Genomic DNA, 18,442 nt, shown 5'->3' on the forward strand with positions numbered 1-18,442 from the left:
AGTGGATCCCTTCTCGGTCATGGGCGGTTCGCCCCGCCGCTCGCCTGGACCGGGACCTGCCAGATGGTGCCGCGGCGGTTGCGCCGGGACTCCTCCCAGTCCATGACGTCCAGGCCGGCGCAGATGTACAGGGTGCGCCGGTCGGCGCCGCCGAGCACGCAGGCGGGCGGCAGGGCCTCGGCGGGGTCGAAGGGCACCACGTCGGTGATGGCGCCACCTTCGGCGAAGCGCGCGACGGCCACTCCGGGCATTCCGGCCCAGACCCCGCCGTCGTCGTCCAGGCAGATGCCGTCCGGCAAGGAGGGCGTCTCGGCGAAGACGCGCCGGCCGGTCAGGCGGCCGTACTTGTCGCGGTCCAGCACGGTGATGCGGTTGGCGAACGCCTCGGCGGTCAGCACCCGGCTGCCGTCGGCGATGATCGCGATGCCGTTCGCGCCGGACATGCCGCCCAGGTCGGTAAGAGCGTGTGCGGTGCCGGCGGGCTCCACGACCAGCAGCGGCGAGTCGCGCGGCTCCTCCCCCTGGAACAGCTCGAAGCCGAGCTGGGTGACGTAGGCGCGGCCGTCGCCGTCCACGACCATGTCGTTGATCGGACCGCTCGCCAGCTTCCGCAGGTCGGCGTGGACGGTGACCTGCTCGCCGTCGAAGGCCAGGACGAGCCGCTCGTGCATGGAGGTGACGATCAGCCTGCCGTCGGGCAGCCAGCCGAACCCGCCGGGGATGACCTCGGTGCCGTTGACGGACGTGCGCCGCGACAGGTCCAGCACGATGTGCGGGGTGCCGTCGTCGTCCAGGCGGACGATGCGGTGCGCGTACATGTCGCTGAACCACAGCGCGCCGTCGCGCCAGCGCGGGCATTCGGCCCAGGTGTAGCCGCTCGACAGCTGTTTGGCGGCCAGCACGCGGGCGTCGGCGAACGGATCGGCCACGGGTTCTCCTAGGTCAGAAGGGCAGCGGGTGGGCGAACTTGGCGCGCAGCAGCGCGCCGATCTCGGCGACGGCGAGCCGGCCTCGGGCGAGGTGGTCCGATTGGGCGAGGAAGCCGTGATAGGTGCCGGGGTAGCGGGTGTGGGTGGTCTGGACGCCGGCCTCGCGCAGCCGGCGGGCGTAACGCTCGCCCCAGTCCCTGATCGGGTCGCACGCGGCCGTCACCACGATGGCCGGGGGCAGCCCGCTCAGGTCGGCGGCGTAGGCGGGGATGCGGTAGGGGCTGTCCGGGTGGCCCCGTCCGGCGTCGGCGTTCTCGTTGAGGAACAGGACATCGTCCCGGCTGAGAATCGGCGCCTGCGCGTACTGCGACATCGACCGGGCGGCCAGGTCCCGGTCGATACCGGGATAGGCGAGCACCTGGCAGCTGATCGCCGGTCCGCCCCGGTCCCGCGCGGCCAGGGCGACCGCCGCCGCGAGGGTGCCGCCCGCGCTGTCGCCGACGACGGCCAGCCTGTCCGGGTCGATGTGCAGGTCGGCGGCGTGTTCGGCGGTCCAGACGGTGGCGGTGTAGGCGTCGTCGAACTGGGCGGGGGGCGGCGACTCGGGCGCGAGGTGGTATCCGACCGACACCACCGTGGCGCCGCTGTGCTGGGCCAGGTGCCTGGCCAGCGGCTCGAAGGAGTGGTTGGAGCCCAGGCACATGCCGCCCCCGTGGAAGTAGACGAGCACCGGCGCGCGCTCGTCGAGGGTGGGGCGGTGGACGCGCAGCGGGATCTCCCCCCACGGCCCGTCGATCAGATGGTCCTGGGTGACGGCCATGACGGGCAGGTCCGCGGGCAGCGGCATCGTCTTCATGGCGTGGCGGATCGCGGCCAGGCCGCGCTCGCGCATGGGCGGCACGCCGGCCAGGGCGGCGGCGATCGCGGCGGCGTCCGGGTCCAGTTCGGCGGGCGAGGTCATGAGGCGGGGACGGTGAACTCGCCCTGCGGCAGGCGCGGGGCGCGGCGGCGGGTCAGGGTGTCGGCGCGCTCGGCCATGGCGTCGGCGACGAAGGGCTGCGACAGCAGGTAGAACTCGTCCGCGGCGGCCTGGTCGAAGAACACCCGGGCGGCGTCGAACGGGTCCATCGCCTGGGCCTTGATCTGCAGCATGGCCGCGCGGTGGTCCTCGGCGGCGGCGACGTCTCCGTCCTCGACGGCGCCGGCGGACTCGAAGATGTTCGAGGCCACGGCGCCGGGCAGGACCGCCTGGACGTGGACGTGATGTCCGTGGCCGGCGAGCTCGACCTCCTGGCGCAGGCATTCGGTGAGCGCCAGGACGGCGTGCTTGCTCATGATGTACGGCGCCTGCAGCGGGGCGGCGCTGACCCCGCCGATGGACGACAGGTTCCACACCCACGAGCGGCCGGGCTCGGCCATCATGCGCGGCAGGAACGCCTTGATGCCGTGGAAGACGCCGCTGATGTTGATCGACACCAGGCGTTCCCAGTTGGCGACGGGGGTGTCCCACAGGTAGCCGAACTGTTCGACGCCGGCGTTGTTGACCAGGAGCCTGACGGGACCGGCGTCTCGGAAGGCGGTCGCGGCCAGGCGCTCGACGGCGTCGGGGTCGCGCACGTCGCAGACGACGTCGAGGGCTCGGGCGCCGTGCTGCTCCAGTTCGGCGCGCAGAGCGGCGATCGCGGCGGCGTCGACGTCGGCGAGCACGACCGTCATGCCGAGCTCGCGGGCGGCGTACCGGGCCAGGCCGGCGCCGATGCCCGCACCGGCGCCGGTGATGACGGCAACGCCGCCGCCGAACAGGTCCTTGGGCGTGCTCATCGCAGGCTCCCTTCACGCTCGGCGACGATCTCGCGGATGGCGCGCACCACGGGCTCGAAGGTGCTGCCGGGTCCCGCGCTCACCGGGGCGTCCATGTTGTTGTGGCAGATCGCGACCGCGAGCCGGTCGCGCAGGTCGGCCCAGGCGACGGAGCCGCCCGCGCCGGGGCTGTAGATGACGGAGCGGTGATCGCCCACGAGCGGGTCGGAGGCGCCCGGCTCGCCGCCGAGCCAGAACCCGTTCGCGCCGAACCACACCGGGATGGTCAGCACCTGGTCGGGTGCGTGCGGGTCCGTGCGTGGGCGGGTGAATGTGGCGACCCGGTCGGGCGACAGCAGCCGGACGCCGTCGAGCTGCCCGCCTTCGGCGAGCATCGCGAAGATCCTGGCGACCGCGTTCGCGGTGGCGATCGCGCCCGCCCCGGGGTCCACGGCCTGTTGCATGGCCGGCTGGTTGTGCACGTCGGAGCCGGGGAAGACGGCCTGGGGGCTGATGTTGTGCTCGTCGGAGATCGCGAACGTGTTGCCGCCGTACAGGGTGGCCACCCGTGCGAGGTCGTCATCGGGGACGCCGAGGTGGAAGTCGGTGACGCCGAGCGGCGCGCAGATCTCCTCGGCGACGAAGACGTCGAAGGGCCGGTGCGCCGGATCGGTGCGGCGTACGACCTCGCCGACGATCCAGCCCCACACCAGGACGTGGTAGGCGCTGGTCGTGCCCGGCTCGTACAGCGGGGTGAAGGCGGCGATCCGGTCCGTCATCCACTCCCAGTCGGCCAGCAGCTCCGGGGTGACGCCTTCGGGCATCTGCGGGATGCCCGCCCGGTGCGACAGTGCCTGCTCGACCGTGATGGCCTGCTTGCCGCCCGTGGCGAACTCCGGCCAGTACCGGGCGATCGGCGCGTGCAGGTCGACCAGCCCGCGCTCGGCCTGCAGGTGGAGCGCGGTCGCGGTGACGCCCTTGGTCACCGAGAACACCGGGAACAGGGTGCGCTCGTCGACGGGCGCGCCGGTGGCGGTGTCGGTGACTCCGGCGACCGCGTCGGCGATCAGCTCGCCGCGGTGGTAGGCGGCCACGGCGATGCCGATCTCCCCCAGGTCAAGCGCGCGATCAAGAGCCTTGCTGAGGCGAGGATCGGTGGTGGTCATGTGCTGTCCCCCTGCGGTGAGCGGCGTCGCTTGCGGGCTGGTGACCCGACGCTAGGGCGGAGGCGACGCCGTTGCGGGACGGTGTTCCGGTGAGTGGACGGCTTGTGCGTCTCAGGTCGTCACCTCGCGGCGTGCCAGCAGCCAGCGGCCGTCCCCGCCGCGGGTGAGCTCGTCGCGGTAGGAGCCGATGGCGACGATCGCCGCGGGCGGGCCGGCGGACACGAGCAGGAAGTACGACAGCGCCGTGGCGCGGTCGCCGGTGGTGTGCACCTCCAGATTGGTGATCACGTGCCGGTTGCCCGAGTCGGGGCCGGCGTGGCCGAGCTCGCGCATCCGGGTCAGCCCGGCGACGGTCTGCTCGCGTCCGCGCCAGCGCGCTCCGGCCATCGTCCACTCGACGTCGTCGGTGAGCAGGGTGCCGAGGTCGTGCGGGGTTCCTTCGTCGGCCAGGCGGGCGAACGCGTGCAGGAGGTTGGCGATGTCGGAGGTCATGGAGAGGTACTGTCCTCTTGGTGCCCGCCGTCTTGAGGGCGGACGTCCACTGAGCGGACGCTTCGGCGGAGGCGGCGACCGGCGTCGGGCAGGGTGGGAGGCGTACTCATCCCCGACGTTGCGGAGGCCGCTCGTGCGAGCAGACAGCGAGGATCTGTCGGTCACGGTGGAGAACGGGGTCGGGCTCCTGGAGATGCGCCGGCCGCCCGCCAACTACTTCGACGAGCAGCTCATCGGGCTGCTCGTGGACGCCGCCCGCGAACTGGACGGCAGCGCGGACTGCCGGGTGCTCGTCCTGACCTCCGAGGGTAGGCACTTCTGCGCCGGCGCCGACTTTGGGACGGGCGGCGCCTTCGACGGCGACCGGGTCGCCGTGGCGCAGCGCCTGTACCGGCGGGCGGCGCAGTTGTTCGAGATCCGGACCCCGATCATCGCCGCGGTTCAGGGCGCCGCCGTGGGCGGAGGGCTGGGGCTGGCCTGCGCGGCCGACTTCCGGGTCGCCGATGAGCACACCCGGTTCGTCGCGAACTTCGCGATGCTGGGCTTTCATCAGGGGTTCGGGCTGAGCGTGACGCTGCCGGAGATCGTCGGCCGGCAGGCGGCGGCCGACATGCTGCTGAGCGCCCGGCCGGTGCGCGGCCAGGAGGCACATCGCATCGGCCTGGCCGATCGGCTCGCCGAGCCCGGCCGGCCGCGCGAGCACGCGCTGGCCTGGGCCCACAAGCTGGCGTCGGCGGCCCCGCTGGCGGTGCGGTCGATCCGCTCGACGCTGCGGGCCGGTCTCGCGCGCCGGGTCGCCGAAGCGCTGGAGCATGAGCTGGCCGAGCAGGCGCGGCTGTGGGCGACCGAAGACTGCGCCGAAGGCATCGCGGCGAGCCTGGAGCGCCGGCCACCGGTGTTCCGCGGGGAGTGACCACGCGAGGGGTGCGGGGTGCCCCGCACCCCTCGCGCATGACGATCAGCTTCCGGGCCTTGCGCGCCTTCCGGGCCTTCCGGGCGAGGAGGTGAACACGTAGTCGCCTGGCTCCGGCGCGCGCAGCATGGCCCAGTAGTCGACCAGCCGCCACGGGCAGGCCACCCAGGCGCGTCCGGCCTTGTTGCGGTAGTACCCGTTCGCCGTGCCGCCGTGTTTCCAGACGGTCTTGTCCAGCTCCTCATCGACGCGCCGGTTGTAGTCCTCGGTCGCCTCCCGCGTCGGTTCCATCGCGGTGTGGCCGTTCTCGACGAGGTACTGCAGGCTCTCCACGATGTAGTGGACGTGCTCCTCGCTGGTGACGTTGTGGCCGCCGCCGTGATTGGGCGCGGCGTTCGGGCCCGCCGTGACGAAGAAGTTGGGAAAGCCCGGCACGGTGATGCCGAGGTACGCTCTCGGGTTCTCCTCGGCCCATTCCTCGGCCAGTCTGACGCCGCCGCGGCCGACGACGTCGAGGAAGCCGAGGTATTCGAGCCTGAAGCCGGTGGCCCAGATGATGACGTCGGCGGCGATGAACTCGCCCTCCGTCGTCACCACGCCGTCCGGGCGGATCTGCCGCAACGAGCCGCGGTGCAGCGACACGTTGTCGCGCTTGACGGCTTCGAAGAAGCCGGGGTCCTTGACGATCCGCTTGGCGAACGGCGGGAAGTCCGGCGTCAGCATCTCCTTCAGATCGGGACGGTCGGCGAAGGACCGGTCGAGGTAGTCCAGGCAGACCCGCATCACCATGTCGTTGGCCGGGGACGAGGAGACGTGCGTGGCGTACCACTCCTCGTCGATGCGCGGGATGGAATAGCCTTTGTCGGCGGCCCACCAGTAGGTCTTGACCCGGAACCACTGGTGGAAATAGGGGATGTGCTCCAGCGCCCACCTCATGCCCTCGGGCACGTCGGCGGCGACCTTGCGCTCGGGGATGACCCAGTGCGGCTGGCGCATCACGACGTCCAGAGACTTCACCTGCTCGGCGATCGCGGCCACCACCTGGACCGACGTGCAGCCGGTGCCCAGGACGACCACCCGTTTTCCGCTGAGGTCCACGTCATGGCGCCACTCGGCGGTGTGCATCGTCTCACCGTCGAAGGTGTCGATACCGTCGATGTCGGGGATGGCCGCCACGTTGAGCACGCCTGTCGCGGTGACCACGGCGTTGGCCTGATGCGTGCGCACCGAGCCGTCCTTGTGCCGGACGGTGATCTCCCAGATCTGGTCGTCCTCCTGCCAGCGGCAGCCGAGCACCTTGGCCGAGAAGGTGATGTGTGGGTAGAGGCCGTACTTGCCGGCCACGTGGTGCAGGTACTGCAGGTACTCCGGTCCTGTCGGGTAGTACTTCGACCAGCCCGGGTTGAGCTCGAAGGAGTAGGAGTAGAAGTGGCTCGGCGTGTCGACGGCCGCGCCCGGATAGGTGTTGCGCGACCACGTTCCGCCGAGGTCGTCGCGTTCTTCGAACACCTGGTAGCGGAAGCCCGCCTGACCGAGTTCGATCGCGGCGTTCAGGCCGATCATGCCGCAGCCGATGATCGCGACGGTGAAGCCGGCCGGCGGCTTGCGGGTGGCCGGAACGACCCGGCGGGCGGGCTCGAAGCCGCCCTGCTCGCGCAGGTGGGGGACGTACTCCTCGCCGACGGTGTCGTCCACGCACAGCTCGGCCATCCGGCGGAACAGCGCGTCGTCGGGTACGGCGATCCGGGGGATCAGCGGTCCTGCGAGCAGGTGCCGGGCGCGCTCGCGCACCTCGGCCGCGACCGTCGCGGGGTACCCCCCCATGATCGCCTGGGTGCGGCTTCGCTCCTGGTCGAGTCTGGCCCTGAACTCGTCGAGGAGAGCGGTGTCCCCGCTGTGGTGGACCAGCGCCATCAGCAGGGCGCCCGGCTCGGCGACGTCGATGGCCGCGTCGAGGGCCTGGCGGTCGACGTCGGTCACCGGTGCCAGGACGTAGGTGGGCTGGTCCGGGGATATCAGCGTCATGGGTCGGTGGTTCCTTCGCATGGGGGGTTTCAGCAGGCGCGGGTGATCGCTGGGACACGCGCGGGGCGGCGGGTCAGGCCGGAGGCGGCGTACCAGATGTCCATGGCGGCGATGCGCACGGCGTCGCCGGCTTCCTGGACCGGCATCGTCTCGGCGGGCCCGCACAGCGACAGGGCCGCGCGCAGGCTGCCGCCGGATGGGCCGATGGAGGCCGCCACCGCGGTGATGCCCGCGGTGGAGCCCTGGACGTCGACGGCGACGCCGCCGCGGTCGCGCACGCGTTCCAGGTCGCGTCGCAGCTGGGTGCGGGTGCGGACGCCGTACACGGTGGCCGGAGGGGGGAAGGTGAGGTCCGGCCAGTCGGCTTCGGTGAGGTGTGCGAGGATGGCGCGGCCCGCGGCCGAGTGCACGGCGGGCTGGCGGCCGCCGGGACGCCAGGTCTCCCCTCTCTCCGGCCAGTCGCCGATGCGCTCCAGATGCAGGACCTCGCCCGACATCAGCGTGCTGAGGTGCACCGTCAAGCCGGTGGAGCGGTGCAGGGCGTACATGAACGGAAGGCACGCCTGGTGCAGGCGCTCGCGCTGGACGACCTTGCTGCCCAGCTCGAACATGCGCAGGCCCAGGCGGTACTGGTAGCCCTGCCGTTCCACCCAGCCGAGCTCCACCAGCCGTTGCAGGATCCGGTGCGCCGAGGAACGCGGCAGGTCGGCCTGCCGCGCGATCTGCGCCAGGGTGAGCCGAGGGTGACCGTCGAAGACCTGCAGCAGGGACGCCACCCTGTCGATCATGGTGATGGGTGAGCCAGGGCTCTGTGCCGTGGTCATGCTCCGCCTCCCCGGCCGCATCGCCGGTTGCACATTGTGCCTGCATGGCACAAACTGACACCTCGTGAGCTTACGACCCGGTTGCAGCGGTGTAAACACATTGGATCCAGTTTCCGCATACGAAATGCGGATCGGGATGGTGCCGGGCCTCTGGGAGACTGGGAGGCTGTGAGGTGTTGCCCATGACCAAGCCCATCCGGCAGAGCTTGACGGAGCGGCGTACTGAAGAACTGCGCATGACGATCGCTCGCAAGGCGGCCGAGATCTTCGTCTCCGACGGCGACACCTCGGCGACGGTCGAGCGCATCGCCGAGGCGGCGGGCATCGCCACCCGCACGTTCTACCGCCACTTCCCGGTGAAGGAGGACGTCGTCCGGCCGCTGTTCCGCCACAGCTCGCAGCTGGTCATCAGGGCTCTGCGGGAGGCACCCTGCGAAGGGGATCTCATCGAGGTGCTGGTCGGGGTGTGGATGTCGGCGCTCGAGGAGGAGACCGTCGGTCCTTCCGAGCGCCGTTTCCTGGCGGTGATGGCCGCCAGCCCGCAGTACCGGCTGCGCTGGATGGAGGTCGACGAGGAGCTGTCCGAGGCTGTGGCGGAGTTCCTCGGCAAGCGCCTCGGGTGGGGCGAGCGCCCGCTGGAACGCTCGCTGCCCGCCTACCTCGTGGTGCAGGCCACCCGGCATGTCTTCATGCGGTGGATCACCTCCGACTCCGGCCAGGACGTCGCCGATCTGCTGCGGGAGGCCTTCCGCATGGTGCTCGACGGCGTCCGCACGGTCGCCGCCGCCCGGGCCTCGTCAGGGTGAGTACGGCCCGAAGGCCCCCGAACGGCCCAGCGCCGAGATCCGCTCCGGGCTGTAGCCCAGCCCGGTCAGGACGCGGCGGGTGTCGGCCCCTGCCGCCGCGGGGGCACGCGGCGGCGCCGCCGCCGACCGGCTCAGCTTGATCGGCACCCCGATCCCGCGGTACGTCCCGTCCTGGACGACCATGGCGCGGTGGCGGGTGTGCGGCGCGGACAGCGCGCCGTCGAGGTCGTGCACCGGGCTCGCCGGCACGCCGCGCGCCGCCAGCTCTTCGGCGAGGTCGCCAGCATCGCGGCGCAGGAAGAGCGGCTCCAGTTCCGCCAGCAGCTCCGCCCGGCGGCTGACCCGGTCCTTGTTGCGCCGGAAGCGCGGATCGCCGGCCAGGTGCGGGCGTCCGAGCACCTCGGTGAGCGCGGCGAACTGGGCGTCGCTGGCGGCGGCGACGAACAGGCGGCCCTGCCCCTTCGTCCGGAACACCTGGTAGGGCGCCACGGTCGGGTGCGCGGCCCCGGTCCGTTCGGGCACCTGCCCGGACTGCAGGTAGGTGGCGGAGTGCGGGTGGAGGATCGACAGGACCGCGTCGAACAGCGTCACGTCCACGAGCTGGCCCCGCCCGCTGTCGGCGCGTTCCAGCAACGCCAGCAGCACGCCCGCGAACGCCTGGTGCGCGGCGGTGAGGTCCACGATGGGCACCCCCACGCGCAGCGGGTCGCCGTCGCGTTCGCCGTTCAGGCTCATCAGCCCGCCGTATGCCTGCAGCACGGCGTCGTAGCCGGGCAGGCCGCCGAGCGGGCCGTCGACGCCGTAACCGGTGATGCGGCAGTAGACCAGCCAGGGGAACTCCCGCGCGAGCCGGGACTCATACCCCAGCCCCCATCCCTCCATCGTGCCCGCCTTGAAGTTCTCCACGACCACGTCCGCCCGGGCGATGAGATCGTGCAGCACCTCACGGCCCGGCGGCGTGCGCAGATCGAGCACGACGTTGGCCTTGTTGCGGTTGAGGCCCTGGTAGTAGGCGCTGGTCGTCTCGGCCTCGTCGACGAACGGCGGGCCCCACCGGCGGGTCTCGTCGCCGGCGGGCGCCTCCACTTTGACCACCTCCGCGCCGTGGTCGGCGAGCATCTGCGCGCACAGCGGCCCGGCCAGGACCCGGCTGAGGTCGAGCACCCGTACGCCGCGGGCGGCGCCGCTCACCTGGCGTCCCCGGTCAGCAGTGGCCACCAGGCGCGGTCGTGAAGGGCGGTGGCCAGGTGGTCGTGCCAGTGGCTCTCGTTGCCGAACTCCTCGCGCCAAGCCCACAACCGCGTGGTCACCGCTCCGAGGTGGTGCTCGCTGGAGTAGCCGAGCGCGCCGTGCAGCTGATGGCCGATCGCGGCGACCTGCCGCGCGCCGGCCGAGGTGGTCGCCTTCGCCGCGGCGACGGCCACGGCGGCGTCCGCGTCCTCGTGCTCGACCGCGGCCACGGCGGCCTGCGCGCTCACCTGCATCGCGGTGACCTGCGCGGCCAGCGCCGCCAGGTGCTGCTGCACCGCTTGGAAGCGGGCCAGCGGGCGGCCGAACTGCTCGCGTTCGGTGACGTGGCGGCGGGCGGAGACCAGCACCGCGCGGGCCGCCGCCGCGAGCTGGACGGACCTGGCCAGCGCGCCCCGCCTCAGCAGCGCGGTGGCGTCCAGGCCGGGCGGCGCGGCGGCGGACGCGGCTGCCGCCACTCCGTCCAGGACCAGCAGGTCGCGCGGCTCGCCCGCCAGGTTCTCCGCCGTCACCAGCTCCGCCCCTGCATCGCCGGGGATGACGGCGACCAGGTTCTCCTCCGCGCAGCGCGCCATCGTGACGATGTGGCCGGCGTGCCGGGCCCACGGCACGCGCAGGCGCCCCGACAGCCGTAGCACACCGTCCTGCCGGTGCCCGCGCGCCTCGTCGAGCGAGGCGACGGTCATGCCCGCGGGCACGGACAGCCCGGCGCGGGCCAGCAGCCAGCCGGCGAGGAAAGCGGTCTCCGCCACCGGCACAGGCACGGCCTGGAAGGCCGCGACATCCACCACCACCGCCAGCTCGCCAAGACCGCCCCCGCTGCCGCCGGCCTCCTCGGGAACGCCGATGAGGTGGAATCCGCCCTCGCTCAGTTCCTTCCACGCCCTGCCGGTACGGTCCTCGCCCCGCCGGTCCAGGATGGCGGTCACCGCGGCGCGGATCTCCGTGCGCAGATCGTCGTTCATCTGACCCCCAGTCCGCGTGCCACGACCGAGCGCAGGATCTCGTTGCTTCCGCCGCGCAGGGTGAACGCCGGGGAGTGCAGGAACGCCTCGGCGAGCAGTCCTTCCAGGCCCGATCCGTTCTTGCGGGGTTCGATGCCTGCCAGCCTCCGCACGGTCTCCACCACGTCGGCTTCGAAGCGGGATCCGAGATCCTTCACCAGCGCGGCGGCGATCTCCGGCGGCCGCTCCTCGGCCAGGGCCGCCGCCACCGACAGCGACATCTGGCGCAGGGTCCAGGCGCGTGCCGTCAGCCCGCCCAGCTCTCGCTCGGCGGACGCGTCGCCCTGCTGCCGCACGTGCTCCGCCCACACTCGCAGGAGCGGCACCGTGCTCATGTAGCGTTCCGGCCCGGACCGTTCGTGCGCCAGCTCGGCGGTGACCTGCCGCCAGCCCGCGCCGCGCTCGCCCAGCAGGCTGTCCTCGGCGACGACGGCCGCATCGAAGATCACCTCGTTGAAGTGGTGCTCCCCGTCGATCGTGCGGATCGGCCGGATCTCGACGCCCGGTGCCGGCAGGTCCACGATGAACTGCGACAGCCCCGCGTGCCGGTCCGCCGGCGAGCCGTCCGTGCGGGCCAGGACGACGATCGCGTGGGCGAAGTGCGCCCCGGTCGTCCACACCTTCGTGCCGGTGATCTCCCAGCCGCCGTCGACCTGCCGGGCGCGGGTGCGTACGGACGCCAGGTCGGAGCCGGCGTCGGGCTCGCTCATCCCGATGGCGAAATAGCACTCGCCGCGGGCGATCGCCGGCAGATAGCGCTCGCGCTGCGAGGGGCTGCCGTGCCGCAGGATGGACGGCGCCATCTGGCGGTCGGCGATCCAGTGCGCGGCGACGGGCGCGCCCGCGGCCAGCAGCTCCTCGGTCACCACGAACCGCTCCAGCGGGGAGCGGTCATGGCCGCCGTAGGCGCTCGGCAGCGTCATGCCGATCCAGCCGCGCGCGCCCAGGCGGCGGCTGAAGGCGGGATCGGCCACCGACATCCACGCGTCGCAGCGCGGGACGAAGGTGCCTGCCGCCAGCTCGCCGTCCAGAAAGCTCCGGACGTCGTCGCGAAGCCGTCGCGCGGCTTCGCTGAGGCGGTGCGGGGGAAGATGGATGCTCGTCGTCAACCGGACTCCTCCTTCGGTCCGGTTCACGCTATGGGGTCGGAGCCCGCCAAAGGGGACGATGTTCCGTTGAGCGGACGGTCAGCGTGCCACGCCTGGGGCCAGCATCAGGCTCAGCTGGTCCGCCGATCCCGCCCGATGCGTGTCCATCAGCTCCACCAGCCGCTCCACGTCTCCGGCACCGAGCGCGGCGACCATCTCCCGGTGCTCGGCCAGGATCCGCGCCCGTCCCGCCTCGTCGTGGAGGTAGACCGCGTGATAGGGCAGCGCCCACGTCCAGATGCGCTTGATCTGGCCCACGACGAGGTTCAGCTCGCTCAAGTCGAAGATCGCGAAGTGGAACCGGGTGTTGAGGATGCGCATGCGCGGCAGGTCGGTCTCGGCGGCGGCGCGCTCGACCTCCTCGGCCAGGGCCGCGATGTGGTCGAGCTCGTCGGTGCCGGGCTGGGGCAGGCTGCGGATCACCTCCGTCTCCAGCAGCCTGCGCATGAGATACACCTGGTCGAACTCCGATCGGCTCAGCCGGGTCACGGCGAAGCCGACGTGTTGCTCGTGCACCACCAGGCCGTCCGCGGCGAGCTGGCGCAGTGCCTCGCGCACCGGCAGCCGGCTGACCCCGAGGGCGGCCGCCATGTGCTCCTGCCGGATCTGCTGGCCGGGCAGCAACTCCCCCGACACGATCATCTGCGTGATCTCGTCGACCACCCGGGCCACCACCTGGCCGGCGGCAGGTGCGACGGTCTTCCTGGACGGCATGGCACTCCTCACGATCCCCTCCACCGTAGGGGTTGAGCCGCCCCGCACGCGCCGCGGGGTTCAGCTCGTGACGCTGCCGCCGTTGAGGTTGAGGGTCTGGCCGGTCATCCAGGAGGCCTCCGGCGAGGCGAGATAGACGACGGCCGCTCCGACGTCCTCCGGAGTGCCGAGCCTGCGGGTCGGGATCCGCTTGGCGAATTCTTCCGTGCTGTCTCCGGCGGCGTTGCGCTGCAGTCCGAGCGCGAGAGAGTTGGCGGTCACGCCGAACGGGGCGAACTCCTGGGACAGGTGCCGGATGAAGCCCTCCACCCCGCTCTTGGCCGCCCCGTACAGCGAGATGCCCGCCGCCGAGCCGGTGCGCGCCGCTCCGGAGGAGATCTGCACGATCCGCCCCCAGCCCGCCTCGCACATGTCGTCGGCGACGGCCAACACGCAGTTCATGGCCCCGAACAGGTTGATCTCCACCGGCGCCCGCCACCGGTCCGGCGCCAGCGTGCGGAACGGTCCCTGCCCGAAGTCGGCGGGGATGCCCGCGTTGTGGACCAGGATGTCGAGATGACGGCCGAACTCCGCGCGGGCCCGCCCGACGCCGTCCCGCACCGCCTCCAGGTCGGTGACGTCGAAGACGACGGGCACGGCGCGTCCGCCTGCGGAGGTGATCTCCTTGCTCACCGCTTCGGCGCGCTCCGGCACCAGATCGTTGACCGCCACGGCGGCGCCCTGCGCGGCCAGCGCGCGGGCGATGCCCGCACCGGCGTTCTGACCGGCTCCAGTCACCAACGCGGTGCGGCCCGACAGATCGAACATCATGTCTTCCCTTTCCTCTGCGTTCTTGGACGCTCGGCCCTGTTCGTCGTCGCACCGGCCGGTCATTGGTGCTGGAGCAGTTCCACCAGGTGTCCGTCGGGGTCTTCCACCTGCGCGACGGTCACGCCGGCCTGCGGCACGACCCTGGGCGTGACCCGCACGACTCCCCCGGCGCCTTCCGCCGCCCGCACCGCTTGCTCGACGTCGTCGACGACGAAGCCGAGCACGGCTTCACCGGGCTCGGGGCGTGCCTGGTGCGGGCGGTGGAGCAGGATGAGGGAAGGCTCCTCGTGGCCCTCGGCGCACAGGATCACCTCCTCACCTTCTCCGGCGGACAGCCGGTGCTTGGTGACCAGGCCCAGGACCGCCGAGTAGAAGCCCACCTCGGCTTCGACGTCGCCGACGAGGATCTTGGTGAACGCGAAGCGCTGGCCTTGTAGGGCCATGGTTCCTCCTGACAAGTGGCGAGTCCCGGCGAAGGTCAGTACACCGGCCGGTGGGCGGCAGCGGACGCGGGTGTTCCACTGATTGGGAACTCACCGCGAACCTTCCAGCACGGTCTCCAGGTCGTTCCTCAGCTCTTCGGACGCACCGGGGACGAAGCCCACGATCTGGTTGAGCGAATATGCGGCCGCCTCGGGGGCGGTGCCGTCGAGGGGGATGCCGGGGAAGTGCTTGGCGAACACCTCCGTCAGCGCCCGCCACACCGCCAGGTTGCCGGCGAGCGTCTTCAAGGGGGTGTCCATGGTGTACGGCTCGCGGGGGCCGTCCCGGCCGGGCAGTTCGCAGTCGAAGGAGTGGCTGCCGCCGGTGATCTCGGCGGTCTGGCCGTCGGGCAGCTCGACCAGGGCATCGGTGCCGTCGGGAATCCTCACGTCGAGGGTGAACCGGTCGGTGACGCGCCAGCCGATGCGGACCTCGCCGTGGGGAGTCGTGTGGGTGAGGGTGGTGTGGGTGAGACCGCCTCCGGGCTGGGGGGCGATGCGCATGCGCCGGTAGCCGGGTTCGAGCGGGGTCAGCCCGCCGACGGTCTTGTGCAGCCAGTCGCAGACCGCGCCGAGGGCGTAGTGGTTGAGCGAGGTCATGCCGGTGGAGTTGAGGCTGCCGTCGGGGCGGACGGCGTCCCAGCGCTCCCAGATCGTGGTCGCGCCCATGGTGACCGGATACAGGAAGGAGGGGCAGCCGGTCTCCAGGAGCATGAGGTACGCCTCCTCCAGGTGACCGGTCCGGCTGAGGGCGGGCAGGATCAGCGGGGTCCCGGCGAAGCCGGTGGAGATCTTGAATCCGGCCTTGGCTACCAGTTGGGCCAGGCGGGTGCCGGCGTGCGCTTCCTGGGCGGGGTCGAGCAGGTCGAAACAGATGGCCAGCGCGTAGGCGGTGGCGGTCTCGCCGGCGACGCGGCCGTTCTTGGTGACGTATTCGGCGCGGAATGCCTCCCGCGTCCTTTCGGCCAGCGACGCGAAGTGTGCGGCATCGGCGGTGCCCAGGATCCGGGCGGTGTCGGCCATCTCGCGTGTGGTCTTGGCCAGGTAGGCGGCGGCCACCAGATGCCGGTCGGTCTTGCCGCCTCCGGCGTTCTCCGGGGGCGCGTCGGGGTCGAGCCAGTCGCCGAACTGGAAGCCGCTGCTCCACAGCCCCTTGTCGTCGAGCCTGGTCTCGACGTCGCGGATGAAGGCGGCCATGGAGTCGTAGCAGCGCCGCAGGATCTCCTCGTCGCCGTACTCCTGGTACAGGACCCAGGGCAGGCTGACCGCCACGTCGCTCCACAGGGCGGTAGGAGAGGAAGGGGTGGACAGCACGTCCGGCACCACCCAGGGCACGTAGCCCTTCTCCCGCTGCTCGGCGGCGAGGTCTTCCAGCCAGGAGCCGAGAACGTCGCGAACGTCGTACAGGAAGGTCGCGGTGGGAGCGAAGGCATTGAGGTCGCCGGTCCAGCCGAGCCGTTCGTCGCGTTGCGGGCAGTCGGTCGGCACGCCGACGAAGTTGCCCCGCATCGACCAGACCGCGTTCGCGTGCAGGCGGTTGAGCAGGTCGTGGGAGGTGTCGAGCCAGCCGGTCCGGCGCATGTCGCTGTGCACCACCACGGCTTTGACCTCGTCGAACGGGCCGTCGATCTCGGCGTAGCGGAAGCCGTGGAAGGTGAAGCGCGGCTCCCAGACTTCCTGGCCGCCGCCGCGCAGGGTGTAGCGATCGGTGGATCGGGCCGTGCGCAGGGTTTCGGTGTCGAGGGCACCGTCTCGCAGGAGCTCCGCGTGGCGGATCGTCACGCTCTGCCCCGCCTCACCGGTGGTGGTCAGCCGTATCCAGCCGGAGATGTTCTGGCCGAAGTCGACGATCGTCCTGCCGTCCTTGACGAACGTCTCCACCGGGGTCAGCTCTTCGACCCGGCGGATCGGGGTGGCGACCGTGGGTACGAGTGCGCCGAGGTCCCAGTCGAGGAGTTCCACCGGCGACCAGGCGCCGGTGAACCCGGGCAGGTTCCAGCCGTCCGGTTCACGGCGTGCGTCGTAGTCTTCGCCGTCATACAGGCTTGCGGCCAGCACCGCGCCGGTGCCGGCCGTCCACTGCTCGTCGGTGGTGACGATGACCGTGTGCTCGCCGTAGGTGAGTTCCAGCCGTATGTACAGGGCGGGCCGCTGCGTGTAGTGGTGGCTCTTGCCCTCGTAGCCGAGGCGTCCGGCGGCCCAGCCCTCGCCGACGATCGCACCCAGGGCGTTGGCGCCCGAGCGGATCAGCGGGGTGACGCCATAGGTGCTGACCTGGAGCCGGTGCCGGTAGGAGGTCCAGCCGGGCGCCAGCACTTCATCGCCCACGCGGGTGCCGTTGAGGTACGGCTCGACGATGCCCAGGGCGGTCACCTGGAGCCGGGCGTGGTCCGGCGGCCCGCCGGAGGTGAACTCGCGCCGGAAGTAGGGCGCTTCGGCGGGGAACGGCGCTGTGACGAACGACATGGGGAAAGCTCCTCAGCGGACAGGTGTGAAAGACAGGGTGCGGTGGTGATGGAGGGCGGGCGCGGGGCCGATGTGCTGGGGCGCGAGCCGCCCGTCAGGTGTGGGCGCGGTAGGAGACCTGGTGGAGCACGACCTCGCCGGCGACCGGCTCGACACCGAACGTGCGACCGGTGAAGCCGCCGGCGACTTCCGTTGACAGGTAGCGTCCGTCGAAAGCGCCGAGGACCTGCGGCGTCCCGTCAGCGGCCAGGACCTCCAGCTCCACGATGTCGGGCTGCGGCGGCGGCATGAGGCCGGCCGCCGCGGGCTCCCGGACCGAGATGCGCAGCCTCACGCCGTCGCCCGGGGGAACCGGCACCCGCGCGACGGTCGTGCTCGCAGGTCCGATGACGAGCGTGGCCTCCACCGTCCCGGCGTCGGCCGTCAGCCCGTACCAGTGGGAACCGTCGATGCCGACGAGCAGGCGCCCGCTGCCCCGGGAGGTGTCGAGCCGGGCCTCCGCGGTCCACTCGAGATCGCGTGCTCGTGCCGCCAGCACCGGCCGCGGCTCGCCTTCGGCAGGTGCTGTCAGCACCAGGCGGCCGGGCGCCTGCCACCTGGCGAACGTGTGCGGGAACACGTTCGGCGACACCCAGCGCGGGTCGAGGTCAGGCGAGTCGAACCGATCGACGAACGAGTGGTCCGGCGGATCGGGCGTGAAGCGTTCCTCATCGACCACCGGCCAGCCGTCGATCCATTCCACGCCCGCGATGAACGTCTCGCGGCCGTTGACATGGAACATCGGGCTCTGGCCGCGGGGACGTACCCCGAGGTACACCATCGCCCAGGAGCCGTCGGCCAGTTGGACGAGGTCGGCATGGCCGGTGTTCTGCACGCGGTGACTCGTGCTGCGATGGGTGAGGATCGGGTTGGCGGGCGCCGCCTCGAAGGGCTCATGCAGAGAGCGGGAACGTGCGATGGTGACCGCGTGCCCCCGTTCCGTGCCGCCTTCCGCGAGCATGAGGTACCACCAGCCGTCACGTCGGTAGAGGTGGGGGCCCTCCGGATAGGCCAGCCCGGTGCCGGTCCAGAGCACCCTCGGCGGAGCGATCATCTTGCCCGTCGCGGGGTCGATCGGCGCGCTGGTGATGCCGGTCAGCTCGGGTCCGGACGACGCCCAGGTGAGGTGGCATGTGCCGTCCTCGTCCCACGCGAGGTCGGGATCGATTCCGATAGCGCCGTCCACCTGGACCGGCTCCGACCAGGGACCGGCGGGATCATCGGCGGAGACGATCAGCTGGCCGCGGTGGATCTCCACCACGTTCGTGGTGACCAGCCAGAACTTTCCCTCGTGGTGGCGAAGCGTCGGTGCGTAGATTCCTGTGCTCGCCGGGGCGGCGTGGACGGTCAACTGGTCGGGACGTTGCAGCGCGTTGGTCACCGGCGTCCAGGTCACCAGGTCGGTGCTGCGGTGGATCGGCACTCCCGGCGCGTACTCGAAGCTGGAGTTGGCGATGTAGTAGGTGTCTCCCGCACGGCAGATGGTCGGGTCGGGGTGGAACCCGGCGATGATGGGGGTTGTCGTCATGATGTGGCTCCTGGGCGGCCTCTGTCGCGAGGCCGCTCTGTCGTCCCC

17 protein-coding genes are annotated in these 18,442 nt (G+C 71.7%); 2 read left to right on the forward strand and 15 right to left on the reverse strand.

What is annotated here, in order from left to right:
- Nucleotides 1-17: 17 nt before the first annotated feature.
- The 5 genes from ID574_RS34065 to ID574_RS34085 form a co-directional block, all read right to left on the reverse strand.
- On the reverse strand, nt 18-929 hold the full coding sequence (locus ID574_RS34065; RefSeq protein WP_188193084.1) for an SMP-30/gluconolactonase/LRE family protein: 912 nt from the start codon (nt 927-929) through the stop codon (nt 18-20).
- Between the two features lie 13 nt (nt 930-942).
- Nucleotides 943-1,890, reverse strand: a complete 948-nt coding sequence (locus ID574_RS34070) for an alpha/beta hydrolase (protein ID WP_188193085.1) — start codon at nt 1,888-1,890, stop codon at nt 943-945.
- The gene (locus ID574_RS34075; RefSeq protein WP_188193086.1) at nt 1,887-2,750 is read right to left on the reverse strand and encodes an SDR family NAD(P)-dependent oxidoreductase; all 864 of its coding nucleotides are present in this window, start codon (nt 2,748-2,750) and stop codon (nt 1,887-1,889) included. The genes ID574_RS34070 and ID574_RS34075 overlap by 4 nt, the downstream gene beginning before the upstream one ends.
- Nucleotides 2,747-3,895 carry a serine hydrolase domain-containing protein gene (locus ID574_RS34080; RefSeq protein WP_188193087.1) on the reverse strand — a complete coding sequence of 383 codons (1,149 nt, stop codon included), beginning with the start codon at nt 3,893-3,895 and terminating at the stop codon, nt 2,747-2,749. Before ID574_RS34080 ends, ID574_RS34075 begins: the two co-directional genes overlap by 4 nt.
- 111 nt (nt 3,896-4,006) lie before the next feature.
- The gene (locus tag ID574_RS34085) at nt 4,007-4,387 is read right to left on the reverse strand and encodes a nuclear transport factor 2 family protein (protein WP_188193088.1); all 381 of its coding nucleotides are present in this window, start codon (nt 4,385-4,387) and stop codon (nt 4,007-4,009) included.
- A gap of 133 nt (nt 4,388-4,520) precedes the next feature.
- Between ID574_RS34085 and ID574_RS34090 the strand changes: the two genes are divergently transcribed.
- Entirely contained in the window at nt 4,521-5,300 is a 780-nt protein-coding gene (locus tag ID574_RS34090; RefSeq protein WP_223167334.1) for an enoyl-CoA hydratase/isomerase family protein, read from the forward strand.
- A 45-nt stretch (nt 5,301-5,345) separates the two neighbouring features.
- On the opposite strand, the gene ID574_RS34095 is transcribed toward ID574_RS34090, so the two are convergent.
- Nucleotides 5,346-7,325, reverse strand: a complete 1,980-nt coding sequence (locus ID574_RS34095; protein ID WP_188193089.1) for a flavin-containing monooxygenase — start codon at nt 7,323-7,325, stop codon at nt 5,346-5,348.
- 29 nt (nt 7,326-7,354) lie between these two features.
- A complete protein-coding gene (locus ID574_RS34100; protein WP_188193090.1) occupies nt 7,355-8,149 on the reverse strand; it encodes an IclR family transcriptional regulator in 795 nt (264 codons plus the stop codon).
- A gap of 182 nt (nt 8,150-8,331) precedes the next feature.
- On the opposite strand from ID574_RS34100, the gene ID574_RS34105 reads away from it, so the two are divergent.
- A complete protein-coding gene (locus ID574_RS34105) occupies nt 8,332-8,955 on the forward strand; it encodes a TetR/AcrR family transcriptional regulator (protein WP_080038458.1) in 624 nt (207 codons plus the stop codon).
- On the opposite strand, the gene ID574_RS34110 is transcribed toward ID574_RS34105, so the two are convergent.
- The 8 genes from ID574_RS34110 to ID574_RS34145 all read right to left on the reverse strand — a co-directional run bounded on the left by ID574_RS34110 (nt 8,947) and on the right by ID574_RS34145 (nt 18,394).
- Nucleotides 8,947-10,173, reverse strand: a complete 1,227-nt coding sequence (locus tag ID574_RS34110; protein ID WP_223167335.1) for a CaiB/BaiF CoA transferase family protein — start codon at nt 10,171-10,173, stop codon at nt 8,947-8,949. The two genes, ID574_RS34105 and ID574_RS34110, sit on opposite strands and share 9 nt — an antisense overlap.
- Nucleotides 10,143-11,168, reverse strand: a complete 1,026-nt coding sequence (locus ID574_RS34115; protein ID WP_188193091.1) for an acyl-CoA dehydrogenase family protein — start codon at nt 11,166-11,168, stop codon at nt 10,143-10,145. The genes ID574_RS34110 and ID574_RS34115 overlap by 31 nt, the downstream gene beginning before the upstream one ends.
- Complete coding sequence (locus ID574_RS34120; RefSeq protein WP_188193092.1) at nt 11,165-12,316, reverse strand: acyl-CoA dehydrogenase family protein; 1,152 nt, start codon at nt 12,314-12,316, stop codon at nt 11,165-11,167. Before ID574_RS34120 ends, ID574_RS34115 begins: the two co-directional genes overlap by 4 nt.
- A 78-nt stretch (nt 12,317-12,394) precedes the next feature.
- Nucleotides 12,395-13,069 carry a GntR family transcriptional regulator gene (locus ID574_RS34125; RefSeq protein WP_188193093.1) on the reverse strand — a complete coding sequence of 225 codons (675 nt, stop codon included), beginning with the start codon at nt 13,067-13,069 and terminating at the stop codon, nt 12,395-12,397.
- A gap of 60 nt (nt 13,070-13,129) precedes the next feature.
- Nucleotides 13,130-13,879, reverse strand: a complete 750-nt coding sequence (locus ID574_RS34130; RefSeq protein WP_223167336.1) for an SDR family NAD(P)-dependent oxidoreductase — start codon at nt 13,877-13,879, stop codon at nt 13,130-13,132.
- 59 nt (nt 13,880-13,938) lie between these two features.
- On the reverse strand, nt 13,939-14,322 hold the full coding sequence (locus ID574_RS34135; protein ID WP_188193094.1) for a VOC family protein: 384 nt from the start codon (nt 14,320-14,322) through the stop codon (nt 13,939-13,941).
- 90 nt (nt 14,323-14,412) lie between these two features.
- Nucleotides 14,413-16,827 (reverse strand): alpha-L-rhamnosidase, encoded by a 2,415-nt coding sequence (locus ID574_RS34140; RefSeq protein ID WP_188193095.1) that lies wholly within the window; start codon nt 16,825-16,827, stop codon nt 14,413-14,415.
- Between the two features lie 94 nt (nt 16,828-16,921).
- Entirely contained in the window at nt 16,922-18,394 is a 1,473-nt protein-coding gene (locus tag ID574_RS34145; RefSeq protein ID WP_188193096.1) for a glycoside hydrolase family 43 protein, read from the reverse strand.
- Nucleotides 18,395-18,442 lie beyond the last annotated feature (48 nt).

This window comes from Nonomuraea sp. SYSU D8015 (assembly GCF_008065375.1).
Taxonomy (GTDB): domain Bacteria; phylum Actinomycetota; class Actinomycetes; order Streptosporangiales; family Streptosporangiaceae; genus Nonomuraea.